Source organism: Anaerofustis stercorihominis, assembly GCF_005844425.1.
Lineage (GTDB): Bacteria > Bacillota > Clostridia > Eubacteriales > Anaerofustaceae > Anaerofustis > Anaerofustis butyriciformans.
On record NZ_SPHL01000002.1, the window covers coordinates 53,189 to 80,159 of the forward strand.

The window sequence follows — 26,971 nt, forward strand, 5'->3', positions numbered from 1 at the left end:
TAAATAAAGTATTGAATCTATTAACGTTTTTTATTATTAGTCATTTTATAAATTAATTTATTAATAATAAAAAAGAGAAGTTTTAAACTTCTCTTTTTTTATTCTACGCTTTTTAGTGATTCTACCATGTTAATTTTTTTCAGTGTTCTGTTTAAGAAAATATTTACTATTACCGCAAATACAATCGTAAGAACTACGCCATATATATAACTTGATATTAAAATATCATTATAAAATTGTACGAAGTCAACAGCAACTGTGTTCATAAGGTATTGATGGAAGAATTTTCCTATTAAGCATCCTACTATTATACCGATTATATTAAGTATAATATTTTCTCTTACAATATATAAGTTTACTTCATTATTATAAAATCCTAAAACTTTTATGGTTGCAATTTCTCTAAATCTCTCACTTACATTAATATTATCAAGGTTAAACATTACTATAAATGCTAACATCCCTGCTGCGATAATTATTACAACAATAACAAAATCCAAACTGTCGAGCTGTTGAGAAAATCCTTCTGCCGTTCTTTGATTAAATTCAACACTTAATATATTTTTGTTTTTCAAAATTTCTTTACTTAGCTCATCATAAGTTTCTTCATCATTATTTGTAAGTCTTGATAAAATAAGATTTGCATTTACATCTTCATTTGTTAATTGTTCATAATAATCTTTACTGATGAATGCATAGTGGTAAATATAATTATTTACTACCCCTGCTACAGAAACTTGATATTCTTTTCCGTCCATATCTTTTATTTTAATTTTATCGCCTTTTTTTATTCCTGCTATTTCACTTAATCTGCTGGTTATTATAATGCCATTATCAGGAAGAGTTAAGGTTTGTTCCGTTTCGTAGTCGGTTAAGTAAATATAGTTGTTCATTGCATCAGTATCTATCGGAACCATTAAAGAGAAATTATAACTTTTTTTATCTCCTTCTACTTCATAGGTATCTTGATAGAATAGTTTGCTTTCTTTTATTTCGCTGTTACTATTAAATTCCTGTTCAATCTCTTTTATTTCTTTTGTAGATACATCGCTATCCAAAGATGTTTCCATGTTGTAATTTCTTACATGAGTATATTGTAAATCTATCATTGATGATACTGAATATCTAAGCCCAAATCCTGCGATTAAAAGTCCGCAGCATGCGCCGATCCCTAAAACGCTCATTATAAGTCTTTTCTTATATCTCATAAGATTTCTTATTGTTATTTTCCATTTAAAGCTTAATCTGTTCCAAATAAAAGGAATTCTTTCAAGTAATGCTTTTCTTCCGCTTTTCATTACTTTTGGTCTAAGAAGACTTGCTGCAACTTCTCTTAAGTCTGAACTGCAAGCTACATAAGCACTGAGAACCGTACACATCACACCTACTATAAGAGAAATAACGATGTAGTTAGGATAAATTACAGGGATAAGTTCAGGTGTTTTATATAAAATTCTATATGCTTCATAAATCATGTTTGGAACAAATGTAAATCCTATGATAAGTCCTATAATGCTGCCGATAAAACTTGCAAGGAATGCATAAACAATAAATTTCATGCTTACGGCAAATTTGCCAAATCCCAAAGCTTTTAATATTCCAAGTTCCGTTCTTTTTTCTTCAACCATTCTTGTCATGGTTGTTAAGCATACAAGTGCTGCAACGAGGAAGAATATTAAAGGAAATACTTTTGCGACTGATGTTATTTTTTTTGAATTTTCTGCGTAGCTGAAATAACTTTCGTTTGTGTTTCTGTCAAGTGTATACCACTTAACTTCTTCCATATCTTCAACTTCTGCTTTTGCATCATCTATTTTCTTTTGTGCATTTGCAAATTCTTCATCTGCTTTTTCTTTGTTTTTGTTGTATTCGCTGTATCCGCTGTCAATTTCTTTTTGTGCTGATGTTATTTGGTAAGATGCGTTTGCAAATTCTTTGTTTGCTGTATTTTCTTGTTTTTCTATTTCGCTGTATCCGCTTTTAATTTCTTTTTTTGCGTTTGTGATTTGAGTTTGTGCGATGCTTAATTCTTTTTCTTTTGTCTCTAATTCCGTTTTTGCATCTTTTAATTCTTGTTCTTGTTTAGAAAGAATATCTTTTAAGGCTTCTTTTTCCTCTTCTGCTAATGAAGCTACATAGTTATAAAATTCTTCTTCTTGTTTTTCTAATTCCTCTTTTGCTGTTTTTAATTCTGCTTTTGCGGAATTTATTTGTTTTTCTTTAGTTTCAAGTTCTTTTTCGCTTTTATTTAGTTCAGCTTTTGCGTTTGCAATTTCGTTTTTTAAAGTTGACTTCTGACTTTCAAGTTCATTTTTAGAATTAGAAAGTTTAGAAGTGCTGTTTTTAAGTTTCTCTTCGGCACTGGATAATTCATTGTAAGCATCTTTTTTCTTTTCGTCCAGCTCTTTTTGTGAATCGTTTATTTCTTTATATGCTTTGTCTTTTTCTTCTTGTAACCTTTGAGTTTCTCTTAAAGATGTTGTTTCTTCTATTTTATCTTTGTAATCAGTAATGATTTGTTCATATTCTTCACTAAAACAATTTATATCTTTAGTTGATTTTAAACTTACGTATAAGTCAGTGTAGTAATCGCTGCCAAAAGTATCCATACTTAATATTAAGAATGTGTTTATTGTTCCGTCTCCAAGTTTTGAAGAGCCGTAATCATCATCAGTAATGTAATATGACCAGCTTGCTGTTCCTACTATTTTTAGTTCTTTTTCTTTAATTTTTACGCTTTCATAATCTTCTACTTTTAAAGTATCTCCGAGTTTTAAATTGTTTGCTTTTAAATAATTATCTGATATTACACATTCATTTGATTCTTTTGGATAACTTCCGCTTATAAGTTCATAATCCATCATTACAATATCTTCTTTGTTTGGCATACCATAAGCCTTAGCTACAATGCTTTTGTCGTTATGACCTAAAAGAAGATCTGTTGAATATGTGGCAAAAATATCTTTTGTGTCTTTATCGTTTTTTATCGCTTCTATGTCTTTATTACTAAAACCATATGTGGACATAAAACTTATATCGTACAAGTTGGTGTCTTCAAAATATTTATTTGCCGTATACTCCATTTGCGGTCCTATTACTCTTAGCCCGACAAAAAAGCACACTCCAAGAAGAGTGATTAATAAAATGGATATAAATCTATTTTTTGTAAGTCTGATTTCTCTTAATAAGTCTTTTATTAATGTCTTCATTTAAGGCACCTTCATATGTTGTTATTTAAAATTCTACCATTCTATGTCTTCGACGTTTTTAACATTTTCGTTAATTATAATATCTTCAATTTGTCCGTTTTTTACCTTTATGATTTTATTTGCCATTTCCGTTAATGCAAGGTTGTGGGTTACCACTATTACGGGAATATTGTTCATAAAGCAAATGTCTTGAAGTAGTTTTAATATTGATTTTCCTGTTTTATAGTCAAGTGCTCCCGTTGGTTCATCACATAATAATAGTTTAGGATTTTTTGCAAGAGCTCTTGCTATTGATACTCTTTGTTGTTCTCCGCCGGATAATTGAGACGGGAAATTATCGGCTCTTTTTTTTAGCCCTACATCTCTTAGAGCATCCACCGCGGATATGCTTGATTTTGATATTTCAGTTGCAAGTTCTATATTTTCTTTTGCAGTAAGGTTTTGAACAAGGTTATAAAACTGAAAAACAAAGCCTACATCGTATCTTCTGTATGAGGTAAGTTCTTTTTCGCTTAATTTGCTTAAGTCTTTGCCATCTACGATTATGCTTCCTTTTGTGATTGTGTCCATTCCTCCAAGGAGATTAAGAAGTGTTGTTTTTCCTGCACCGCTTTGTCCTACTATAATCGTAAATTTGCCTTTTTCGATTTCAAAGCTAACGTTATCCAAAGCTTTTACTTCGTTTTCTTTGCTGCCGTAAATTTTACTGACGTTTTGAATAATAATATTATCAGCCATATCTTTTCTCGCTTTCGTTTATCCTTTGTTTTCAATTAAACCTTTTCATTTATATTATTATACTATATTATTATGTTTTAACATAATAATATTTGAAATAACTTTGTGATGAAAAGTAGAAAATAAAATATACCTGTGCTATACTCTAATATATAAATTTTTTAGAGGTTATTATGAGACAAATAGATACTAAAATTATAAAAGAAGAAGTAAAAAAACTTATCCTTGAAGCAAATGTTTTTCTTGGAGATGATATTAAAAATGCTTTGATTGAAAGTGAAAAAGAAGAAAAGTCAGAGATTGGAAGAGGACTTTTAAGTGTTATAAACGATAATATAGATATTGCAGCGAAAGAAAACTGCCCTATATGTCAAGATACGGGTATGTGCCTTGTGTTTTTGGAGGTAGGTCAGGAAGTTTTCTTTACGGGTAATTACATTTATGATGAAATAAACGATGCTATAAGAGAAGCTTACGATGAAGGATATTTTAGAAAAAGTGTTGTAGGTTGTCCTTTAAGAAGAGAGAATACCAAAGATAATACTCCTGGGATAATATATTATAACGTAGTAAAAGGTGATAAAGTTAAAATAAAAGTTATGCCAAAAGGTTTTGGCAGTGAAAACTGCGGTGATACAAAGATGTTAAAGCCAGCAGATGGATATGAAGGAGTTGTTGATTTTATATTACAAACAGTTGAAAAGGCAGGAAGCAAACCATGTCCTCCTATGATTGTTGGAGTTGGAATAGGAGGGACAATGGAAAAGGCTGCATTAATGGCAAAAGAAGCTTTACTTCTTGATATTAATCACAAAAATGAAGATGAGTTTTATAGAAATATGGAAGAAGAGCTTATTGATAAAATCAATAAACTTGGAATAGGTCCGGGAGGACTTGGGGGAAGTACTACAGCTCTTGGAGTAAATATTCTAACTTATCCTACTCATATTGCAGGACTGCCTGTAAGTGTTAATATAGGTTGCCATGTATCAAGACATAAGGAAACGGAGATTTAATATGGAAAAGAAAGTAAAATTACCACTTAGTGATGATGAAATAATGGATATAAATGCAGGGGATAAATTATATTTAACGGGATATATTTATACTGCAAGAGATGCTGCTCATAAAAAAATGGTGGAAACAATGGAAAATGGCGATAAGCTTCCTTTTAATATAAAAGGAGAGTGTATATATTATGCAGGTCCATGTCCAGAAAAACCAGGTGAAGTAATAGGTTCATGCGGACCTACAACATCTGCAAGAATGGATAAATATACTCCGTTTTTACTTGAAAGAGGATTAAAGCTTATTATAGGAAAAGGCGAGCGAAACGACGAAGTAGAAAAAAGTTTAAAGGATAATAATGCTTTATATCTTGCGGCAGTTGGAGGATGTGGAGCTTTAATAAAAAAATGTATAAAAGAAGCTGAGCTTATAGCTTATCCGGAGTTGTTATCCGAAGCCGTTAGAAAATTATATGTAGAGGATTTCCCTGTTATTGTGGCAATAGATTCAAAAGGAAATAATTTATATAAAACAGAAAAAGAAAAATATAAAAGACCTTTCTAAAAAGGTCTTTTTTTATTAATCTTCTGATACTCTTACCCCTTTATTTTAAGGCGTTTTTATTATATAATTGAAAGGTAATTAAATTTTGGAGAATGGATATGTATAAGTATATTGTTTTTGATTTAGATGGAACTCTTATTGATACTGCTGAGGGGACGGTAAAAATGTTTCAAGAGGGGCTAAGATATGCAGGAATCATTGAAGATGACAAAGTAGTAAAATCTCTAATAGGACCTCCCTTTGCAAGAACTCTTGTAACAAAATATGGGCTAAGCGAAGAAAAAGCAAAAAAAGCCATAGATGTAAGTAACGAATACATGTTTGACAAAGGCGTTTATGAATGTAAACTTTTTGATGGAATGAGGGAAACTTTGGAAATGCTTAAAGCGAATAATATAAAATTATCAGTAGCGACAAGCCAGCCCGAAGATTCCGCATTGATAGAAGCAAAACATGTAGAAATACTTGATTATTTCGATCATTTTATTGCAAATAACCTTTATCAGACAAGAGGAAGCAAAAGCGATTTTGTTGGAATGTGCATTGATAAAATGGAAGTATCAGACAAAAGCAGTGCAATTATGATAGGAGATAAAAAACCGGATATAATCGGGGGGAAAGAAAACGGCATTGCTACTATGGGTGTTTTGTATGGATATGGTGATTTGTCTGAGATTAAAGAAAGTAATCCTATACATATTGTAAAAACACCGATTCAGATTAAAGATATTATTTTAAAATAGATTTATTATTTTTCTTGACAGTAATAATTACAATATATTAAAATTATATTTTAAGGAAAAGCAAAAAATAGCAATATTACAAGCTTTTTAATATAAATTTAGGAATGGAGTAAGATATGGTTTTTGAAGATTTGAATAAAAACAGTGTTAAAGACATGGAAAAAGAAATATCAAATTATTGGGAAGATATTGATATTCTTAAAAGGTCTCTTGAAACCAGAGAAGGCTGTGAAAACTTTGTATTCTTTGAAGGTCCTCCTACAGCTAACGGTAGACCTGGAATTCACCATGTTATTGCAAGAACATTAAAAGACAGCGTGTGCAAATTCAGAAACATGCAAGGTTACAGAGTTAAAAGAAAAGCAGGTTGGGATACACACGGACTTCCTGTTGAAATTGAAGTTGAAAAAACTTTAAATATGAACGGAAAAGGTGATATCGAAAAATACGGTATTGCAGAATTTAATAAAAAATGTAAAGAAAGTGTATTTACTTATGAAGCTCTTTGGAGAGAAATGACAAAGAGAATGGGGTATTTTGTAGACCTTGATAACCCATATATTACACTTGATAATAACTACATTGAAACAGTTTGGTGGATTTTAAAAGAATTCTTTGATGCAGGACTAATTTATGAAGGTCATAAAATCGTTCCTTACTGCCCAAGATGTGGTACGGGTCTTGCTTCTCACGAAGTAGCTCAAGGATATAAAAACATTAAAACAAATTCTGTTTATGTTGCATTTAAAATAAAAGATAAAGATGAATATTTCTTAGTTTGGACAACAACTCCTTGGACACTTCCTTCAAACGTTGCCCTTTGTGTTGGTGCTGATATTGATTATGTAAAAGTAAAATCAAAAGGAGTAACTTTCATTCTTGCAAAAGCACTTGCTAATACTGTTCTTGGTGACGAGTATGAAGTAATCGAAGAAATGAAAGGTAAGGACCTTGAATATATCGAATATGAACAACTTCTTGACTTTGTAAAAGTTCCAAACGGCAAGAAAGCGCATTATGTAATCCTTGGAGATTTCGTTTCTACTGAAGATGGTACAGGAATCGTTCATATTGCTCCTGCTTTTGGGGAAGACGACTACAACGTATCAAGAAAATACAATTTACCTGTATTAAATCCTGTTGGTGAAGACGGTAAATTCCTTGAAACTCCATGGAAGGGTACTTTTGTTATAGATGCAGATTTAGATATTATTAAATATCTAAAAGAGCATGATATGTTATTTAAGAAACAAAAAATTGAACATAACTATCCACATTGCTGGAGATGTAAAACTCCATTGTTATACTACGGAAAACCAAGTTGGTATATTGAAATGACAAAACTTAGAGATGACCTTGTTGCAGCAAATAATACTGTAAAATGGTATCCTGAATTTGTTGGTGAAAAGAGATTTGGTAACTGGATTGAAAATGTAAAAGACTGGGCAATTTCAAGAAGTAGATACTGGGGTACTCCTCTTAATATTTGGAGATGTGAATGTGGAAATATTCACAGTGTAGGTTCAAGAAAACAACTTGTAGAAGAAGCAATTGAAGATATAGATGAAAGTATCGAACTTCATAGACCATATGTTGACGATGTTCATATTAAATGTGATAAATGCGGTAAGACAATGACTAGAGTAACAGACGTTATTGACTGTTGGTTTGACTCAGGTTCAATGCCTTTTGCTCAACAACATTATCCATTTGAAAATAAAGAAGAGTTTGAAGAACAATTCCCTGCAAACTTCATTTGTGAAGGTATTGACCAAACAAGAGGATGGTTCTATTCACTTCTTGCAATATCAACATTCCTAATGAAAAAAGCTCCTTATAAGAGTGTTCTTGTAAATGACTTAATTCTTGATGCTAACGGTCAAAAAATGAGTAAATCAAAAGGAAACACAGTTGACCCATTTGATTTATTTGACAGATACGGCGCCGATGCACTTAGATGGTATTTACTATATGTATCACCTGCATGGACTCCAACTAAATTTGATGAAGAAGGATTAAAAGAAGTAATTTCTAAATTCTTCAATACATTAAAAAATGTTTATACATTCTTTGTAATGTATGCAAATACAGATAATGTAGACCCAAGAGAATTCTTTGTTGAATATAAAGACAGAGATGAAATAGATTTATGGATATTATCTAAATACAATAACCTTGTTAAAGCCGTAACTGCTGATATGGAAATTAATGAACATACAAAAGCAGTTAAGAAAATACAAGATTTTGTAAATGAAGATTTATCTAACTGGTATATCAGAAGATGTAGAAGAAGATTCTGGGCAAGCGAACTTGATAATGACAAAAAAGCCGTATACAATACAACTTACGAAGTATTAACAGGCTTAAGCAAACTTATTGCTCCATTTGCTCCATTTATTTCTGAAGAAATTTACAGAAAATTAACAGGTAAAGAATCAGTTCATATTGAAAGATATCCTGCCATCAATGAAGATTTAATCGACGAAAAGAATGAATTTAAAATGGATTTAGTCAGAACTCTTGTTTCTCTTGGAAGAAGTGCCAGAGAAGAAGCAAATATCAAAGTTAGACAACCTGTAAAAGACATTCTTGTTTATGGTGCTGATAAAGAAGTTATAGCAGGGCTTGTTGATTTAATCAAAGAAGAGCTTAACGTGAAAGAAGTTACATTCCCTGAAAACCTTGAAGAATACATGAACTTTATTTTAAAACTTGACTTTAAAGTTGCTGGTAAGATTTTAGGTAAAGATGTTAAGAGAGCTGTTGCTGCATTAAATAGCTGTGATGCAAAAGCAGTAATTGACGAACTTGATAAAAATGGTGAAGTAACACTTGATACACCTGAAGGTCCATTAATGCTTAAGAAAGAATGGGTTGAAATAAGAACAGAAGCAAAAGAAGGCTTCAATGTTCAAAAACAAGATAATTTATTCGTAATCTTAGATACAAATCTTGATGAAGATTTAATCAAAGAAGGTTATGTAAGAGAAGTTATTTCAAAAGTCCAACAAATGAGAAAAAATAATGATTATGAAGTAACAGACAGAATTAACATAACAATTGATTGTAGCGATGTAATCAAAAATTCTATTGAAGAATTCAAAGCTTATCTTACAAAAGAAACTCTTTGCGATGAAATTATCTATGCAGAAAATGACGGTGCTAATGTTAAATTAAACGATCAAGAAGCAGTAATAAAACTTGAAAGAAAATAGAAAAAAAAGACTCCTTATGGAGTCTTTTTTATTAAAAAAAATTATATTTTATCATTAAAGACTTTTAGGTCTTTTTTTATTTTGACATTTTGTGAATGTCATATAAAAACAAAATTTATATATAATTTTATAAAAAAGGTTGTTTTTTATAGATATAAAAATTTGTTGTGTTTAGTAGTTCTTTAATAAGTATATTGTTTTATATAGCATTTTTATTAGTTTTTATAATCTTTTTTACGACATTCTAATCATTTTGTGAATTTTGTAAAATGAAACAAAAAAGTGTGGCTTTGGTATGGAAATAAATTATAAAACATTGGGATTGAAGATAAAAGAAAAAAGAAAAAAATTAGGGTATACACAAGAAAGTTTATCAGAAAAAATTGATTTGTCTGTAAGTCATTTAAGCCACATAGAAAATGGAAGTGCGAAAGTTTCCCTGCATGCAATAGTTAATATTGCCAGTATATTAAATTTAAGTTTAGATGAGCTTTTTAGTATTGATCTTGGTAATAATTTTATAAGCGAAAATATTAAGGATATTAATGAGTTTTTAAAAAATTGCAGTAAAGAAGAGAAAAAGCTTTTATTTGAGAATCTAAATTTTTTAAAAAAAGTAAATTTAAAAGAGAGTGAATATATTTAATAAAATGAGCGAAAGTATTTTAAATGAATTTCTATATTTTTATTTTGAAAATAATAAATGTGATGATAATCAAAAAATGCTAAATGAAATTATTGATTTGTTTGAAAAACTAAATAAGAACATTGATAAAACATACAGTGAAAGCGTTGAAGAAATCTTTGAAAAGATGCTTAGATATAATCAAAAAGAAAATGAATATTGTTTTAAACTGGGATTTAATATTTGCATGAGAATAGTTATAGAGATGTTTAGTTTTACATAATACATATTTTGACAAATTTCGCACTTTAATAAATGTATCTTTTATCTTGTAAAAAAATATTAAGGGGATAAGATAATGGATAAAAAGTGTGCCATAACGGGAATAAGGGATGTGAAAAATTTTGATGAAGAGAAAAAGACAATATTGTTTGAAAAGATAAAAAATATAATAGGATTACTACATGTGAAATATGAAATAAATACATTTTATTGTGGAATGGCTCTTGGTGCGGATTTGTTATGTGCCGGAGCTATTTTAGATTATAATGACAGATTTAATACAAATATTAAAATTATTCCCGTTATTCCTTATAAAAATCAAACTAAATTATGGAAACAAGAAGATATTAAAAACTATAATTACATATTAAATAACTCTTTAGATGCAATAATTCTAAATGAAAAATATACAAGAACTTGCATGCTTGAAAGAAATAGGTATATGGTAGATAACAGTGAGTTTTTGTTTGCCGTTTATGACGGAAGAGACAGCGGGGGGACTAGATACACCATTGATTATGCAATAAAAAAAGAAAGAAAAATAATTTTTATAGATACGAAGACTTTTAAATTGTTTAAAAATTTTTATTAATGGAGATATTTTAATGGTGGAAAATATTTTATCAAAGTGATACTATATATAAAAATGTAGGAATAAATAATATAGTTAAATTTTTTTAAGAGGTAAAATATGAAGTACGATTTTGATAAAATAATTGATAGAAGAAATACAAACAGTGAAAAATATGATAGTTTAAAAAGAGCATATCCTCTTTCAGATGAAAATACCATACCTTTATGGGTGGCTGATATGGATTTCCCTTGTAGTGATGCGATAATCGCAAGCATAAAAGAAAGGCTTTTAAATCCTGTTCTTGGATATACTTTTGTTTATGCTGATGATGAATATAAAAGTGCCGTTTGTGACTGGATGAAGGATAAACATGATTTTATAATTGATAAAAAAGATATATATTATTCCGGCGGTATTGTTCCTGCAATGTGCGTTTTAATAAACACTTTAACAAATGAAGGAGACAGCATTATTGTAAATCAGCCTGTGTATACTCCTTTTATGAATATAGTAAAATCAAATTATAGAAATCTTGTAAATTCACCACTTATAAAAGATGAAAATGGAAATTATACTCTTGATTTTGATGATTTTGAAAAAAAGATAAAAAATAATAACGTAAAAATGTTTCTTTTCTGTTCACCTCATAATCCAATAGGTAAAGTTTGGACAAAAGATGAACTTTTAAAAATAGGTGAAATATGTAAAAAATATAATGTTATAGTTTTTAGTGATGAGATACACTGTGATATTGTAAGAAAGGGAATAAAACATATTCCTATTGCTTCATTATTTGAAGATGACGATATATTTATAACAGGAACAGCACCAAGCAAGACATTTAATATTCCTGGTATGAAGGTAAGTAATATAATTATAAAGAATGAAGAATATAAGAGTAAATGGAAATATTACACACAAAAAAGACTTCATGTTGCTGATCCTAATGTATTTGTACCGGGGCTTGTTAAGGCTGCATATAAAAACAGTGATGATTGGTATAATTATATGCTTGAATACGTAGAAGAAAATTTTAAATACATAAAAAAATTCGTTGATGAAAATTTAGAAAATGTAGGTTTTGAAATTCCTCAGGCGACATTCCTTGGCTGGCTTGATATGAATAAGTACGATATAGATTATAGTAAATTATCAGATTTATTCGTCACAAAAGGCGGTTTTGCTATTCAGCACGGTAAACAGTTTGGAGAAGAAGGGATAGGTTATTTTAGAATAAACGTTGCAACCAGCAGGAAAAATATCGAAAAAGCAATGAATGCAATGAAAGAAGTATTAAAAGATATACCTATAAAATAAAAAAAGAACATCATAAGATGTTCTTTTTATTTTTAGTAATTTTTAGCTTTAATAAAGAAATGAGCTCTTGGATGGTCACATACAGGACAAACTTCAGGAGCTTCTTTTGCAACTACTAAGTGTCCGCAGTTTCCGCATTCCCAAACAACTTCTTCTTCTCTTTTAAATACTCTTCCTTTTTGGATGTTTTCGCATAAAGCTCTGTATCTTTCTTCATGAGCTTTTTCGATTTTTGCAACACCTTCAAAAGTTTCAGCTATATCATCAAAGCCTTCTTCTCTTGCTTCTTTTGCGAATGTAGCATACATGTCTGTCCATTCGTAATTTTCGCCTGCTGCTGCGTCAAGAAGATTTTCTTCTGTTGTTCCGATTCCATGAATTAATTTAAACCAAAGTTTAGCGTGTTCTTTTTCATTGTTTGCTGTATCTTCGAACAATGCGGCAATTTGATTGTAACCGTCTTTTTTTGCTTTGCTTGCGTAGTAAGTGTATTTGTTTCTTGCTTCGCTTTCTCCTGCAAATGCAGTTTTTAAGTTTTCAAGTGTTTTTGTTCCGTCTAATTTATTAGCCATATAATTTACCCTCCTATATGCGTTTCTTGTTAAAGTCATTATATCACAAAAAAAATTTTTAGTGTAGAAAATAAAGAAAAGTTTAGTTAAATTTAATATATTTATTATTGCTAAAAATTTTTATAATTATTTGTAAATTAAAGAATTTTAATAATCAAAAAAACGAATATTTTTTATTGACATATCTTGTATATTTTTTTATAATAATTTGTGTTGACTATAAACGTGATAACCCACGGTAGAGGGGAGGGTTGAGAGATGTCAGAAGTAAGATTAAGAGAAGGCGAATCACTAGAAAGCGCTTTAAAAAGATTTAAGAAAAAGACTGCTATGGCTGGTGTTATGTCTGAAATCAGAAAAAGAGAACACTATGAAAAACCTAGTGTAAGAAGAAAGAAAAAAGCTGAAGCAGCAAGAAAGAAAAAAAATAAAAGATAATTAGGAAGTGTTTTATATGTCACTTAAAGAAACTTTACTTGGCGATTTAAAAAAAGCCATGAAAGAAAAAGACAATATAACAAAATCTACTGTTACTATGGTTAGAGCTGCAATCTTACAAGTTGAAAAAGACAATAAAGTTGAACTTGGCGATGAAGAAATTGTAGATGTAGTTGCTAAACAAGTAAAACAAAGAAAAGATTCTCTTGCTGAATTTGAGAAAGCGGGAAGAGAAGATCTTATAGCTGAAGCAAAAGCAGAACTTGAAGTTCTAATGAGATATTTACCAAAGCAGCTGACAAAAGATGAGGTTAAAGAAATAGTAAAAGAAGCTATTGAAAAAACCGGAGCTGAAACGGTAAAAGATATGGGCAAAATCATGGGCGAAGTTATGCCTAAAGTAAAAGGTAAGGCTGATGGTAAAATCGTTAATGAAGTTGCCAGAGAATTATTAGGCTAATTTAAGGAGTGTATTACACTCCTTATTTTTTTACTGTGAGGTATATATGAGCAAGGAAAATATAATTGTATCGGCATGTTTGTTTGGAGAGAACTGTAAATACAGCGGTGGTAATAATGAAATAGAAAAAGAAATTATAGAGAAAATAGAAAATAAATATAATGTTATATTATGTTGTCCGGAATGTCTTGGAGGACTATCTACTCCAAGAGAGCCAAGCGAGATAAGAAAAGGAAAAGTATTTTCAAAAAGCGGAAAAGACGTTACTGAGGAATATAAAAAAGGAGCAATGATTTGCCTTAATATTGTAAAAGAAAACAATGTAAAATTAGCATTAATGAAAGCAAATTCTCCTTCCTGCGGAAATAAAAAAATATACGACGGAAGTTTTTCATCTGTTTTGATTGATGGTAAGGGAATAACTGCAAAGCTTTTTGAAGAAAATGGAATTGAAGTAATAAGTGAGAAAGAACTTGAAAAGTTATTCTAAATTTGTATGAAAATGTTTTTAATGATACTGAGTATTATTAAGAGTAAAAAAAGCATATAAATAATAAAAAAAGTTAATAAAATGAACAAAAAACTATTTACTTTATAACCTTAACAGTTTATAATACAAAAATACTTTGAATATCAAAGAACTCAGGAGGAATATAATTATGTTAGAAGATATTAAAAAGGTATTAGTAGATGCGTTAGATATTGACGAAAGTCTTATCACACCGGAAGCAAGATTAAAAGAAGATTTAGATATCGATTCTTTAGCTGCTGTTGAATTATCACTTGAACTTGAAACAGAATTCGATGTTCAAATCGAAGATGAAGAATTAGAAAAACTTGTTACTGTACAAGATATCATTGACATTATTAAAGAAAAACAATAATATCACTTTTTTATTCAGTATAATATTTGGGCTTACGGGCCCTTTTATATTACATTTATTCATTATATTTTATTTTTTATTTATTCGGTTTTATAGGATATTATAGTTTGAATATCAAAGTATTATTTATTGATTTCTTTAAAATTAATTCAAAAGGAGAAAATTTTGGATACTAAAGCAATAAAACAAGTTATAGATATTTTTGAAGGCTCAAATGTTCATAAAATGGAAATTGAAGCCGGAGAAATGAAGATTAAACTTGAAAAAGAAGATAGCAAAAGTGTTGTAAATTATGTTAAACCACAAGAATATATTGTGGAATCACAACCAGTTATAAAAGAAGATACTGAAGAAGTTATAAAAGAAGAACCAAAAGGGAATTGGGTAAAAAGTCCTATTGTAGGAACATTTTATTCAAAACCAAATGAAAGTTCACCTGCTTATGTAAACGTGGGAGACAGTGTAAACAAGGGAGATATCGTTTGTATCATTGAAGCAATGAAAGTAATGAACGAAATAAAAGCTCCTTGCAGTGGAAAAATCATAAGTGTTGCAAAACAAGACGGTGAAATGGTTCAGTTTGATGAAAATCTAATATGTATAGGTGATTAAATGATAAAGAAAATTTTAATTGCAAACAGAGGAGAAATAGCAGTAAGAATAATAAGAACTTGTAAGGAAATGGGAATTAAAACCGTAAGTGTATATTCAACTGCGGATAAAGATGCCTTACATGTTCAAATAGCAGATGAAGCTGTTTGTATAGGTTCGCCTAAAGCAATGGATAGTTATCTAAATATGAGTAATATCATAGAAGCTGCTTGTCAGACAGGATGTGATGCCATACATCCGGGATTTGGTTTTTTAAGTGAAAATCCAAGATTTGCAAGACTTGTTATTGGATGTGGATTAATTTTTATTGGTCCAAATCCTGAAACAATCGAAAAACTCGGTAATAAGAGTGAAGCAAGAAAAATAATGATAGAAGCTGGGGTGCCTGTTGTTCCCGGTTCTAAAGAAATTATAAAAGATGTAGATGAAGGTAAAAAGCTTGCAAATGACATAACATATCCCGTAATTATTAAAGCCAGTAATGGCGGCGGCGGAAGAGGCATGAGAATTGTAAGAAAAGAAGAAGAATTTGAAGATGCTTTTAATGCTGCTACAAGTGAGGCAAAGGCTTGTTTTGGGGATAGTGATGTATATATAGAAAAATACATAGAAAAGCCAAAACACATTGAAATTCAACTTATAGCCGATAAGCATGGTAATGTTATACATTTATTTGAAAGAGACTGTTCTTTCCAAAGAAGAAACCAAAAGCTTATAGAAGAAGCACCATGTCATATGCTTAAAGATGATATAAGGCAGTCTATGATAAATGATGCAATAAAAGCATGTAAATATGTTGGATATGACAGTGTAGGAACAATTGAATTCTTGCTTGATAAAAGCGGCAAATATTATTTTATGGAAATGAATACGAGAATTCAGGTTGAACATCCAATATCAGAAATGATAAGCGGAGTTGATATAGTAAAACAACAAATTAAAGTTGCAGGCGGACAAAAACTTACTTTAAAACAAGAAGATATAAAACAAAATGGTTATGCAATAGAATGCAGAATCAATGCGGAAGATGTAGAAAGAAATTTTGCACCTTCCGGAGGAAAGATAAACTTTTTACATATTCCCGGAGGAAGAGGAATAAGAGTTGACAGTGCTGTGTATACAGGATATGAAATACCTCCGTTTTATGATTCTATGATTTTAAAACTCATTGCTTTTGCACCTACAAGGTTAGAATGCATAAAGAAAATGAGAGTTGCATTGGAAGAGTTAATTATAGACGGAGTAAAAACAAATATAGAATTTCATTATTTGGTGCTTCACAATAAAACTTTTATTGAAGGAAAATACGATACGGGATTTTTTGAAGAGTTTATAAAGGAGTTGGAAGAACAAAGTGGAGAACTTATTTAGAAAAAGACAGGAAAGACTTGAACTTTTTAAGTCCAGAAGAATAACTTCTTCGAAAGAGGTTACAAAAAGAGAAGTTCCTGAAAATTTAATAAAAAACTGTGAAGTATGCCATAAAAATACTCCATATGATGAAATGATGGAAAATCTTTATGTCTGTCCAAATTGCGGTCATCATTTAAAGATAAGTGCAAGAGAAAGAATAAGACAACTTACGGATAAAAGAAGTTTTAGGGAAATGGATAAAAACATTGAAAGTAAAAATGAAGATAATTTCCCAGGTTATTCTAATAAACTTGATAAGTTAAAAAGAGCAACAGGACTTCATGAAGCAGTTGTTACCGGAGTTGGAAAAATAAACGGTCAAAGAATTGCCATTGCTGTTATGGACAGTAATTTTATGATGGGAAGTATGGGGCAAGTTGTTGGAGATAAAATTACTAGAATAATAGAGCTTGCAACGAAAAGAAAACTTCCCCTTCTTATAAGCTGTACCAGTGGCGGAGCAAGAATGCAAGAAGGGATTATGTCTTTGATGCAAATGGCAAAAACAAGTGCTGCACTAAAGAGATTTTCTGATGAAGGTGGCTTTTATATCTCTTTACTTACTCATCCCACTACAGGTGGCGTAAGCGCATCATTTGCGATGCTAGGAGATATAATAATTGCTGAACCGAATGCTCTTGTAGGCTTTGCCGGAAAAAGAGTTATTGAAAATACAATCAATGAAACTCTTCCAAAAGAATTCCAAAGAGCTGAGTTTTTACTTGAAAAAGGTTTTATAGATATGATTGTAAAAAGAACAGACATGAAGAAAACCATTTATGATCTTATAGTACTTCATAAAGGAGTAAAACAATGAGCATAAAAGAATGTGAAATTAAAATACGAGAATTGGAAGCAAAAAAGGCTTCTCTTTCTTTAACGGACAATGAAGAATTTGACAAAATAAATAAAGAAATAAGACAGCTAAAGAAAAAGGCATATGCAAAATTAGAGCCTTGGGATAGAGTATATCTAGCAAGACATCAAGACAGACCAAAAGCAAGCGATTATATATCACTTCTTTTTGATAATTTTTATGAGCTTCATGGGGATAGATGTTTTGGAGATGATAGTGCGTTAATTGGGGGTATTGGAACGTTTAATGATATTCCGGTAACCGTTTTGGCACAGGCTAAAGGAAAAACTTTAGAAGAAAATTTAAAGAGAAACTTTGGAATGATGAATCCTGAAGGTTATAGAAAGGCTTTAAGACTGGCAAAAGAAGCAGAAAAATTCCATAGACCTATTATTACAATAGTTGATACGGCAGGTGCGTATCCAGGAAAAGGTGCTGAGGAAAGAGGACAGGCTGAAGCTATTGCAAAATGTCTTTATGAGTTTTCAAATTTGAAAACTCCTGTTATAAGCGTTGTTATTTCCGAAGGAGGAAGTGGTGGGGCTTTGGCTTTAAGCGTTGCCGATAAAATAATAATGCTTGAAAATGCAATATATTCCGTACTTTCTCCTGAAGGATTTGCGAGTATTTTGTGGAAAGACGAAAGCAGAGCCGAAGAAGCAAGTAAATATATGAAGCTTACTTCTTTTGATTTGTATGAAAAAGGAATTGTTGACCACATAATTAAAGAACCTGAGGGAGGGGCTCAAAACGGACTTGAGTATGTAGTTGCTCAAATATCCGTTTATATTCAAAATGAGCTTATGGAATTATCAAATAAAAAAGACAGACAACTAATCAAGGAAAGATATTTAAAATATCGAAAAATAGGAATGATTTAAGATGAAAAATAGAAAAATTATTGGATACGGTTATTACATACCCAAAAATTTAATAACAAATCAAGACCTTGAGAAAATCGTAGATACAAATGACGAATGGATTAAAAGCAGATCTGGAATAGAAACAAGGTATATAAGCAGTACGGAGAATACGAGCGATATTGCTTACAATGCTGCCATAAAGGCTATTGAAGATGCAAATATCGCTAAAGAAGATATAGACTTAATTATATGTGCAACATGTACTCCTGACAATATGACCCCGTCTACTGCTTGTTTAGTTCAAGAAAAGCTTGGACTAAATGATTCACATGTAATGGCTTTTGATTTGAATGCTGCTTGTAGCGGTTTTTTATATTCAATGCAGGTTGCATCGTTTATGTTAAGTGAATATAAATGTGCATTAATTATCGGAGCTGAAACATTAAGCAAGGTAATTGACTGGACAGAAAGAAGTACCTGTGTTCTCTTTGGAGACGGAGCAGGAGCTGTAATAATGAAAAGAGAACAGACCGATAATGATATGTACTTTTATTCTAACGCAGAAGGGGATAATCAAGGGAAATTAAGAATACAAGGCTTAAGTTTAAAACAACCACTTCAAAATGAAGAAAGAAAAGTAGGTCATATTGAAATGGCTGGTAACGATGTTTTTAGATTTGCAGTAAGAGCCATGAGTGATGCTTTAAAGGAAGCTTTAAACAAAGCAGGTAAATCAATAGATGATATTGACTTAGTAATTCCGCATCAGGCTAATTATAGGATTATAAAACACGTTATAAAAAAACTTAAGATAGATGAAGATAAAGTATATATTAACCTAAATAAATATGGTAATACATCAGCGGCGAGTGTTGCAATTGCACTTGCAGAAGCTAAGGAAAAAGGATTAATAAAAGAAGGAGCAAAAATTGTTTTGATAGGCTTTGGAGCCGGATTTACATACGCTTCAGGGTATATTGAAATATAGTAAAAAATTATGACAATGTTAAATAAAATTTTAGGTATTAAATATCCTATTATCCAAGGTGCCATGGCAAACATTGCAACCGCAGAATTTGCGGCAAGCGTTAGTAATGCAGGCGGTCTTGGTATAATTGCCACAGGGGCAATGACTTGCGAACAAGCAAGAGAAGAAATAAGAAAATGTAAGAAATTAACAGATAAGCCTTTTGGGGTAAATGTAATGATGATGAACCCGCAAACAGAAGAAATCATGAATATGATATGCGAAGAAAAGGTTGATGTTGTTACAACGGGAGCAGGAAATCCCGGAAAATACATTGAGAAATTGAAAGAAAGCGGAACAAAAGTATTTCCTATCACTCCAAGTGTTGCTTTAGCAAAAAGACTTGAAAGAAGCGGAGTTGATGCATTAATTGTAGAAGGTGGAGAATCCGGCGGTCATGTTGGAGAACAAACGACTATGAGCCTTGTTCCTCAAGTTGTAGATGCGGTTAATATTCCTGTTATTGCGGCAGGTGGTATTGCTGATGGAAGAGGTTTTAACGCTGCATTATCATTAGGTGCAATAGGTGTTCAAATAGGAACTTGTCTTCTTGCAAGCGAAGAGTGTCCTATTCATGAAAACTATAAAAATGCAGTTTTAAAGGCAAAAGATACAGAAACAATCGTTACGGGAAAAAGCCTCAATGCTCCTGTAAGAGTTATGAAGAATAAAATGAGCAGAGAGTATGTTAAGCTTGAAGCCCATGCAGGAAGCAGGGAAGAACTTGAAAAACTTACTTTAGGCGGGCTTAGAAGAGCCGTTTTTGAAGGTGATATGGTAACAGGTTCAGTAATGATGGGGCAAATTGCCGGAATGGTAAAAGAGATTTTGCCTTTAGAAAAAATATTACAAAATATTATTGACGAATCAAAAGAAGAGTTAGAAAAACTTATTGAAAAACACAAGGAGCTATAATGTTAAAAGAAGTAAAAATCAAAGATAAAATTTTACAAGTACCAATCATTCAAGGAGGAATGGGAGTAGGTATTTCTCTATCTTCTTTGGCAGGTAATGTAATGAAAGAAGGAGCAATGGGCGTAATAAGTGCTGCTCACCCGGGATATAAAAAAGAAGGATTTAATAAAAATTCTCTAAAATGTAATGTGGAAGCAATCCTTGAAGAAGTAAAAAAAGCAAGAGAAATAAGCATGGGAAAAGGACTTTTAGGTGTAAATATTATGGTTGCAAGCAAAGATTATGCACAATATGTTAAAGCAGCCGTAAAAGCAAAAGTTGATGCAATAATTTCCGGTGCAGGGTTACCTCTTGAACTTCCAAAGCTTGTAGATGATAAGAGTATTTTGTTAGCTCCAATCGTTTCAAGTGGAAGAGCTATAAGATTAATACTTAAAAGATGGGATAAAAGACATAATACGGTTCCTGATTTTGTTGTGATTGAAGGAAGTGAAGCCGGCGGGCATCTTGGGTTTAAAAAGGAAGAGCTTTTAAACGGAACATGTGAAAGTTTAGATAAAATCTTTGATGACGTAAAAAAAGAGCTTCAACCTTTTGAAGAAGCTTATGACAAAAAAATTCCTGTATTTGTTGCAGGAGGCATATTTACAGGAAGTGATATTGCTCATTTTATAAAAAAGGGCGCTGACGGAGTACAAATGGGAACAAGGTTTATTGCGACAGCGGAATGTGATGCAGCTAAAGAGTTTAAGGATATGATAATAAATTGTAAGAAAGAAGACATTGCAATTGTAAAAAGTCCTACAGGTTTCCCTGGAAGAGGAATAATGAACTCTTTTATGAAAAAAACAGAAGAAAGAGGAAATATATCTATGTCTTCTTGTTTCAACTGTTTGTCACTATGTAATCCTTCCGATACACCTTATTGTATATCAGGAGCTCTTATTGAAGCTGTAAAAGGGAATGTAGATAACGGACTTGTGTTTGTGGGCAGTAATGCATACAGAGTAAATGAAATGACTACGGTACATGATTTGATAAACGAGCTTGTAAGTGAAGCAAATGAAAAGTTAAAGGAGAATGATTAATGAAAATAGGATTTTTGTTTGCCGGACAAGGCAGTCAAAGTGTGGGAATGGGAAAAGAATTATATGATACATATGAAGAAGCAAGAGAAGTTTATAATAGTATTAGCCTTGATTATGATGTAAAAGATTTATGTTTTAACGGACCAAAAGAACAGCTTGATGATACTGCATATTCTCAAAGTGCTATTCTTACAACTTCTATGGCAATAGCAAATGTTGTAAAATCAAAAGGAATAAACCCTGATTATGTATGCGGACTTTCTCTTGGAGAATATTCTGCTCTTTGTTTTAGCGGTGCTTTTAGTGTTAACGATGCTGCAAACATAGTTAGAAAAAGAGGAGAAATAATGGCAAATGCTCTTCCTAAGGGAACATCAAAAATGGTTGCAGTAATGAATTTTGATAAAGATATTATAAAAGAAACTTGTGAAGAAGTTAAAAAAGAAGGTATATGTGAAATAGCAAATTATAACTCTCCTGCTCAAATCGTTATAACAGGAGAAGTAAAAGCCGTAGATAAGGCTTGTGAAATATTAAAGGAAAAAGGTGCAAGAAGACTTATTCCTCTTAATGTAAGCGGAGCCTTTCATTCATCTTTGCTTGAAGATGCTTCGGTAAAATTAAATAAAGTTTTAGGTGAATATGAAATAAAAACTCCTGAAATTCCTGTTGTTTATAATGTTACGGGAAAAGAATACGATGGTGACATAAGAAAAATTTTAACAAAACAAATCAAATCAAGCGTGTATTTCATGCAAATGGTTGAATATATGATAGATAACGGAGTAGAGGCTTTTGTTGAAATAGGACCGGGAAAAGTATTAAAGGGATTTGTAAGAAAAATCAATAAAAATATTCCGGTGTATAGTGTGGAAGATAAAAAATCACTTGAAGAAATGTTAGGAGCATTGAAATAATGGAAAGAAAAACAGCAGTTGTAACAGGTGCAAGCAGAGGAATTGGTAAAGCTATTGCTTTAGCTCTTGCAAAAGAAGGTTTTAATGTAGTTGTTAATTATAACGGTAACAAAGAAAAGGCAGAACAAGTAAAAAAAGAATGTGAAGATTTTGGAGTTAACGCAATAACAGTTAAAGCAAATGTTGCTGATTTTAGCGAAAGCGAAAATTTAATAAAAGAAGCAGTTTCAACATTTGGAAGTATTGATGTTTTGGTAAATAATTCAGGAATAACAAAAGATACATTACTTCTTAGAATGAAAGAAGAAGATTTTGACAGTGTAATAGATGTTAATCTAAAAGGAACATTTAATACCATAAAACACGCAGCAAGACAAATGATGAAACAAAGAAGCGGAAGCATTATAAATATGTCAAGTGTTGTAGGAATATCAGGAAACGCAGGACAAATTAATTACGCAGCAAGCAAAGCAGGGGTAATAGGGCTTACAAAATCTGTAGCAAGAGAACTTGCTTCAAGAGGGATAAGAGCAAATGCAGTTGCTCCCGGATTTATTGAAACAGATATGACAGATGAGTTAAATGATAAAGCAAAAGAAGAAATTTTAAAAACAATTCCTTTAAACGATACTGGTAAAAGTGAAGATGTTGCAAATTTAGTTGTATTTTTAGCATCTGAAAAAAGCAGATATATAACAGGTCAAGTAATCCACGTAGACGGTGGAATGTTAATGTAGTAGGAGGAAAGATGAAAAGAAGAGTAGTAATAAGCGGACTTGGTGCGGTTTCACCTATAGGAAATGATGTTGAAACAATGTGGAACTCAATCAAGGAAGGTAAATGTGGTGTTGATGAAATAACTCATTTTGATACAAGTGATTATAAAGTAAAATTAGCTGCAGAAGTAAAAGATTTGGATATGGAAAAATATCTAAAAAGAAGAGAAATTAAATTTAATGATAGATTTACTTCTTTTGCAAGAATTGCTTCAATGCAAGCTATGGAAGATAGCAAAATTGATTTGGAAAGTGTTGATAAAAATCGTTTTGGTGTTATAATTGCCAGCGGTATAGGTGGAATTGAAACTATTGAAAACGCTCAAAAAAATATGGAAAAAAGAGGTCCGGCAAAGGTTTCTCCATATTTTATTCCGATGTGCTTAATTAATTTAGCAGCGGGCAATGTTGCAATTGATTTTGGTTTAAAAGGTCATTGTTCTTCTACTGTTACAGCTTGTGCAGCAGCAAGTAATGCAATAGGCGAAGCTTTCCATAAAATAAGAGACGGATATGAAGATTTAATGCTTGCTGGAGGAAGTGAAGCTTCTATTACACCTCTTGCAATGGCAGGTTTTATGTCAATGAGAGCTTTACATGAAGGAGACGATAAGGAAAGAGCAAGTATTCCTTTTGATAAAGACAGAAGTGGTTTTGTTATGGGCGAAGGTGCAGGTATATTACTTCTTGAAGAATATGAACATGCAAAGAAAAGAGGCGCAAAAATATATGCTGAAATCGTAGGTTATGGTGCAACTTGTGATGCATTCCATGTAACAGCTCCAATTTCAGACGGAAGTGGTGGAGCAGGTGCAATGGTAAATGCTATTGAGGATGCAGGCATAAACTATAAAGATATTGATTATATTAATGCCCATGGAACAAGCACACCTTTAAATGACAAAACAGAAACTTTAGCTGTAAAAACAGCGTTTAAAGATCATGCAAAAGAACTTAAAATATCTTCTACAAAATCTAATACAGGACATCTTCTTGGTGCATCAGGTGCAATAGAAGCAATTATCTCTGTAAAAGCTTTAGAAGATGGATATATTCCTGCAACAATAAATTATAAAAATAAAGATGAAGACTGTGATTTAAACATAGTTCCAAATGAAGGAATTAACGAAGATATTAGTTATGCCATGAGCAATTCTTTGGGATTTGGTGGACACAATGTTTCTTTAATATTTAAAAAGGCGGAAGAATAATAATGATATATAATTCTAATGATATACAAAATATAATACCACATAGATATCCATTTTTACTTGTTGATACAATAGAAGAAATAATAGACGAAACTTGTATAATAGGCAAGAAAAACGTAACTGCAAATGAAATGCATTTTATGGGGCATTTCCCTCAAAAACACGTTATGCCCGGTGTTTTAATCGTCGAAGCCTTAGCACAGACAGGTGCTGTTTTACTTCTTTCAAAAGAAGAAAACAAAGGTAAAATTGCGGTTTTAGCCGGTGTAAACAAGATGCGTTTTAAAAGACAGGTTATACCGGGGGATACGCTTACTTTAAAGGTTGAGCTAACAAGAATGAAGGCAGGCATAGGTTTTGCCAGTGCAACAGCATTAGTAGGTGATGAAGTTGCGGCAAAAGGAGAGATTATGTTTGCTATTGATAAATAAAAGAGAGGTTACTCTCTTTTTTTATTGATTATAATGTTGCATTAAACTTAGTTAGGATATATAATATAAAACATGAAAAAGAGAAAAGTAAAAGTAATTAAAAAAAGAAAATCAACTGAACCTATAAAAAAAGATAAAAAAAGTATTGTTTTATATTTGTTAATAGCGGTATTTAGTATTACTCTGTTATTTTCTGCATATAAAATATATTCAATTATGTCTGAATATAACAAAGGAACTTCAACCTATGATAATTTAATAAGTGAAGTTAAAAAAGATAAAGAAATTGATTTTGATGCTTTGAAATCAATAAATCCAGATGTTGTAGGTTGGATATATTCTGAAGGTACTGTTATTGATTATCCTGTTGTTCAAGGAAGCGATAATGATTATTATTTACATCATTTATTTGATGGTACATCAAATTCAAGCGGTACTGTATTCCTTGATTATACAAAGAATAAAGACTTTACATCGAAAAACTCTATTTTGTATGCTCATAATATGAAAAACGGAAGTATGTTTGCAAGTTTAATGGGGTATAAAGATCAAGAATATTATGATGCTCATAAAACCATGGATTTATATACTCCGGATAAAAATTATGAAATAGAAGTAGTTTATGGATTTGTTATTGATGCATACAAATGGGATGATAATGGATTTGCTTCAGATGATAATGTTGAAGATTTGCTTCTTCATGCAAAATCAAATACAACATTTGACAGCGGTAAGACCATATCTTCTGATGATAAGATAATAACACTTTCTACATGTTCATATGAAATAGAAGAAGGAAGATATGTATTAATAGGGAAATTAGTTGAAAAATAAAAGGTAAGATTTCTTACCTTTTTTTTATTTTAATAAAAAATAAAGATTAAATTAATAAAAAGGTATTATATTTATATTATAGTTAAATATGATATTTTACATCATTCTACATAAACTTTGTCTGTTTTATGATAAAACATTTTGTGTAGCAATTTATAATATTGGAAAAAGTATATTTATGTGGTAAAATATATTCAAAATTAGGAGGTTTGTCATGAGTGGTTTTAATTTAGTTGTTCCGAGTAAAATAATTTTTGGTGAAGGGAAGGTTCATACATTAGATAAATACATATTGGAATATGGTGATAAGGTTTTATTGTTATGCGGAAAAGCTTCATTAAAAAACTCAGGGATGTTCGATAAAATAATTGGTAATTTTGAAACAGATAATATAAGTTATGAAATACATACAATAAGCGATGAACCGGATGTTGAAACAATAGATAATCTTGCAAATGAATACAGAAATAAACCTGTTGATCTAATCGTAAGTATAGGTGGTGGAAGCGTTATTGATACAGGTAAAGCTTTGAGTGCAATGTTAAAAGAAGAAGGAAGTATTGTAGACTATCTTGAAGGTGTTGGAGATAAAGTCCCAAGCGGGAAAAAAGTTCCTTTTATTGCTGTGCCTACAACAAGCGGTACAGGTAGTGAAGCTACTAAAAATGCTGTTATAAAAGGACAAATCGGGGATGTGAAATTTAAAAAATCAATCAGACACGATAATCTTGTTCCAAACGTAGCTTTGGTTGACCCTGTTTTAACTTTAAATTGTTCTAAAAAGGTAACAATGCAAAGCGGTCTAGATGCTTTTTGTCAGCTTCTTGAAGCATATATTTGTACGAACTCTAATGCTTTTACGGATATGCTTGCTGAAAAAGGTCTTAGAAGAATGAGTGAAAGTTTGTTAAGTGCATATAATAACGGTGAAGATCTTGATGCAAGAAATGATGTATCTTATGCAGCTTTATTATCAGGTATATGTATGGCAAATGCAGGACTTACTACAATACATGGTTTTGCATCTGTAATTGGTGGTTTGTATGACGGCATTCCTCACGGTGCAATATGTGCAAGCTTACTTCATGGAGCGACTGTTGTTAATATTCAAAAGATAAAAGATTTTGAGCCTAACAATCCTTGTGCATATAAATATGCTAAACTTGGAGCTTATTTAATGCGTGCAACATATTCTCCGGATAGACATGAGGTGTTTTTCAGAGCTGTTGTTGACACATTAAAAGAATGGAATGAAAAAATGAATATTCCTAGACTTTCTGATTTTGGAATTGATAAAGATGATTTCTGGAAAATTTTGGATGAAGCTAAACAAAGAAATAATCCGGTTAAATTATCTGATAGCGAAATGGAACAAATTTTAGATATTAGTTATTAGAAA

General features: G+C 31.1%; 28 protein-coding genes. 25 read left to right on the forward strand and 3 right to left on the reverse strand.

Annotation, left to right across the window (positions count from 1 at the left end):
* Positions 1–98: 98 nt before the first annotated feature.
* Both FGQ49_RS01240 and FGQ49_RS01245 read right to left on the reverse strand, forming a co-directional pair.
* Complete coding sequence (locus FGQ49_RS01240) at positions 99–3,209, reverse strand: ABC transporter permease (RefSeq protein ID WP_138268106.1); 3,111 nt, start codon at positions 3,207–3,209, stop codon at positions 99–101.
* Between the two features lie 33 nt (positions 3,210–3,242).
* A complete protein-coding gene (locus FGQ49_RS01245; RefSeq protein ID WP_138268107.1) occupies positions 3,243–3,947 on the reverse strand; it encodes an ABC transporter ATP-binding protein in 705 nt (234 codons plus the stop codon).
* Positions 3,948–4,120: 173 nt separating this feature from the next.
* On the opposite strand from FGQ49_RS01245, the gene FGQ49_RS01250 reads away from it, so the two are divergent.
* The 8 genes from FGQ49_RS01250 (at position 4,121) to FGQ49_RS01285 (ending at position 12,275) form a co-directional block, all read left to right on the forward strand.
* A complete protein-coding gene (locus FGQ49_RS01250) occupies positions 4,121–4,963 on the forward strand; it encodes a fumarate hydratase (protein ID WP_138268108.1) in 843 nt (280 codons plus the stop codon).
* Position 4,964: 1 nt separating this feature from the next.
* Entirely contained in the window at positions 4,965–5,519 is a 555-nt protein-coding gene (locus FGQ49_RS01255; protein WP_138268109.1) for a Fe-S-containing hydro-lyase, read from the forward strand.
* Between the two features lie 98 nt (positions 5,520–5,617).
* Positions 5,618–6,262, forward strand: coding sequence for an HAD hydrolase-like protein (locus tag FGQ49_RS01260; protein WP_171020550.1), 645 nt, complete (start codon positions 5,618–5,620; stop codon positions 6,260–6,262).
* 116 nt (positions 6,263–6,378) lie between these two features.
* Positions 6,379–9,477, forward strand: a complete 3,099-nt coding sequence (ileS, locus tag FGQ49_RS01265; protein WP_138268111.1) for an isoleucine--tRNA ligase — start codon at positions 6,379–6,381, stop codon at positions 9,475–9,477.
* Between the two features lie 295 nt (positions 9,478–9,772).
* On the forward strand, positions 9,773–10,123 hold the full coding sequence (locus FGQ49_RS01270) for a helix-turn-helix domain-containing protein (RefSeq protein WP_138268112.1): 351 nt from the start codon (positions 9,773–9,775) through the stop codon (positions 10,121–10,123).
* Positions 10,124–10,127: 4 nt separating this feature from the next.
* Complete coding sequence (locus tag FGQ49_RS01275) at positions 10,128–10,385, forward strand: hypothetical protein (protein WP_138268113.1); 258 nt, start codon at positions 10,128–10,130, stop codon at positions 10,383–10,385.
* 75 nt (positions 10,386–10,460) lie between these two features.
* The gene (locus FGQ49_RS01280) at positions 10,461–10,976 is read left to right on the forward strand and encodes an SLOG family protein (protein WP_138268114.1); all 516 of its coding nucleotides are present in this window, start codon (positions 10,461–10,463) and stop codon (positions 10,974–10,976) included.
* Positions 10,977–11,075: 99 nt separating this feature from the next.
* Positions 11,076–12,275 (forward strand): MalY/PatB family protein, encoded by a 1,200-nt coding sequence (locus FGQ49_RS01285; protein ID WP_138268115.1) that lies wholly within the window; start codon positions 11,076–11,078, stop codon positions 12,273–12,275.
* Positions 12,276–12,307: 32 nt separating this feature from the next.
* Here the strand turns inward: FGQ49_RS01285 and rbr are convergent, their stop codons facing one another.
* The gene (rbr, locus tag FGQ49_RS01290; protein ID WP_138268116.1) at positions 12,308–12,847 is read right to left on the reverse strand and encodes a rubrerythrin; all 540 of its coding nucleotides are present in this window, start codon (positions 12,845–12,847) and stop codon (positions 12,308–12,310) included.
* A 258-nt stretch (positions 12,848–13,105) separates the two neighbouring features.
* On the opposite strand from rbr, the gene rpsU reads away from it, so the two are divergent.
* The 17 genes from rpsU (at position 13,106) to FGQ49_RS01375 (ending at position 26,968) form a co-directional block, all read left to right on the forward strand.
* Positions 13,106–13,285 (forward strand): 30S ribosomal protein S21, encoded by a 180-nt coding sequence (gene rpsU, locus FGQ49_RS01295; protein ID WP_138268117.1) that lies wholly within the window; start codon positions 13,106–13,108, stop codon positions 13,283–13,285.
* Positions 13,286–13,301: 16 nt separating this feature from the next.
* Entirely contained in the window at positions 13,302–13,745 is a 444-nt protein-coding gene (locus FGQ49_RS01300; RefSeq protein ID WP_138268118.1) for a GatB/YqeY domain-containing protein, read from the forward strand.
* A gap of 46 nt (positions 13,746–13,791) precedes the next feature.
* Positions 13,792–14,235 (forward strand): DUF523 domain-containing protein, encoded by a 444-nt coding sequence (locus FGQ49_RS01305; RefSeq protein ID WP_138268119.1) that lies wholly within the window; start codon positions 13,792–13,794, stop codon positions 14,233–14,235.
* Between the two features lie 169 nt (positions 14,236–14,404).
* Positions 14,405–14,629, forward strand: coding sequence for an acyl carrier protein (locus FGQ49_RS01310; RefSeq protein WP_138268120.1), 225 nt, complete (start codon positions 14,405–14,407; stop codon positions 14,627–14,629).
* A gap of 165 nt (positions 14,630–14,794) precedes the next feature.
* Positions 14,795–15,241 carry an acetyl-CoA carboxylase biotin carboxyl carrier protein gene (accB, locus tag FGQ49_RS01315; protein ID WP_171020551.1) on the forward strand — a complete coding sequence of 149 codons (447 nt, stop codon included), beginning with the start codon at positions 14,795–14,797 and terminating at the stop codon, positions 15,239–15,241.
* Positions 15,242–16,612 (forward strand): acetyl-CoA carboxylase biotin carboxylase subunit, encoded by a 1,371-nt coding sequence (locus FGQ49_RS01320; RefSeq protein WP_138268122.1) that lies wholly within the window; start codon positions 15,242–15,244, stop codon positions 16,610–16,612.
* Positions 16,596–17,471, forward strand: a complete 876-nt coding sequence (gene accD, locus FGQ49_RS01325) for an acetyl-CoA carboxylase, carboxyltransferase subunit beta (protein ID WP_138268123.1) — start codon at positions 16,596–16,598, stop codon at positions 17,469–17,471. The genes FGQ49_RS01320 and accD overlap by 17 nt, the downstream gene beginning before the upstream one ends.
* Positions 17,468–18,391 (forward strand): acetyl-CoA carboxylase carboxyltransferase subunit alpha, encoded by a 924-nt coding sequence (locus FGQ49_RS01330; protein ID WP_138268124.1) that lies wholly within the window; start codon positions 17,468–17,470, stop codon positions 18,389–18,391. Before accD ends, FGQ49_RS01330 begins: the two co-directional genes overlap by 4 nt.
* Position 18,392: 1 nt before the next feature.
* The gene (locus FGQ49_RS01335) at positions 18,393–19,361 is read left to right on the forward strand and encodes a beta-ketoacyl-ACP synthase III (protein ID WP_138268125.1); all 969 of its coding nucleotides are present in this window, start codon (positions 18,393–18,395) and stop codon (positions 19,359–19,361) included.
* 9 nt (positions 19,362–19,370) lie between these two features.
* Positions 19,371–20,315, forward strand: a complete 945-nt coding sequence (locus FGQ49_RS01340; RefSeq protein ID WP_207669778.1) for a DUF561 domain-containing protein — start codon at positions 19,371–19,373, stop codon at positions 20,313–20,315.
* Positions 20,315–21,403 (forward strand): NAD(P)H-dependent flavin oxidoreductase, encoded by a 1,089-nt coding sequence (locus FGQ49_RS01345; RefSeq protein ID WP_138268127.1) that lies wholly within the window; start codon positions 20,315–20,317, stop codon positions 21,401–21,403. Before FGQ49_RS01340 ends, FGQ49_RS01345 begins: the two co-directional genes overlap by 1 nt.
* Entirely contained in the window at positions 21,403–22,320 is a 918-nt protein-coding gene (fabD, locus tag FGQ49_RS01350) for an ACP S-malonyltransferase (protein ID WP_138268128.1), read from the forward strand. The genes FGQ49_RS01345 and fabD overlap by 1 nt, the downstream gene beginning before the upstream one ends.
* Positions 22,317–23,057, forward strand: a complete 741-nt coding sequence (fabG, locus tag FGQ49_RS01355) for a 3-oxoacyl-[acyl-carrier-protein] reductase (protein ID WP_207669779.1) — start codon at positions 22,317–22,319, stop codon at positions 23,055–23,057. The genes fabD and fabG overlap by 4 nt, the downstream gene beginning before the upstream one ends.
* 11 nt (positions 23,058–23,068) lie before the next feature.
* Positions 23,069–24,307, forward strand: a complete 1,239-nt coding sequence (fabF, locus tag FGQ49_RS01360; protein WP_138268130.1) for a beta-ketoacyl-ACP synthase II — start codon at positions 23,069–23,071, stop codon at positions 24,305–24,307.
* Positions 24,308–24,312: 5 nt separating this feature from the next.
* Entirely contained in the window at positions 24,313–24,738 is a 426-nt protein-coding gene (fabZ, locus tag FGQ49_RS01365) for a 3-hydroxyacyl-ACP dehydratase FabZ (RefSeq protein ID WP_207669780.1), read from the forward strand.
* Positions 24,739–24,810: 72 nt separating this feature from the next.
* Positions 24,811–25,572, forward strand: a complete 762-nt coding sequence (srtB, locus tag FGQ49_RS01370; RefSeq protein ID WP_138268132.1) for a class B sortase — start codon at positions 24,811–24,813, stop codon at positions 25,570–25,572.
* A 214-nt stretch (positions 25,573–25,786) separates the two neighbouring features.
* Positions 25,787–26,968, forward strand: coding sequence for an iron-containing alcohol dehydrogenase (locus FGQ49_RS01375; protein WP_138268133.1), 1,182 nt, complete (start codon positions 25,787–25,789; stop codon positions 26,966–26,968).
* Positions 26,969–26,971: the final 3 nt, after the last annotated feature.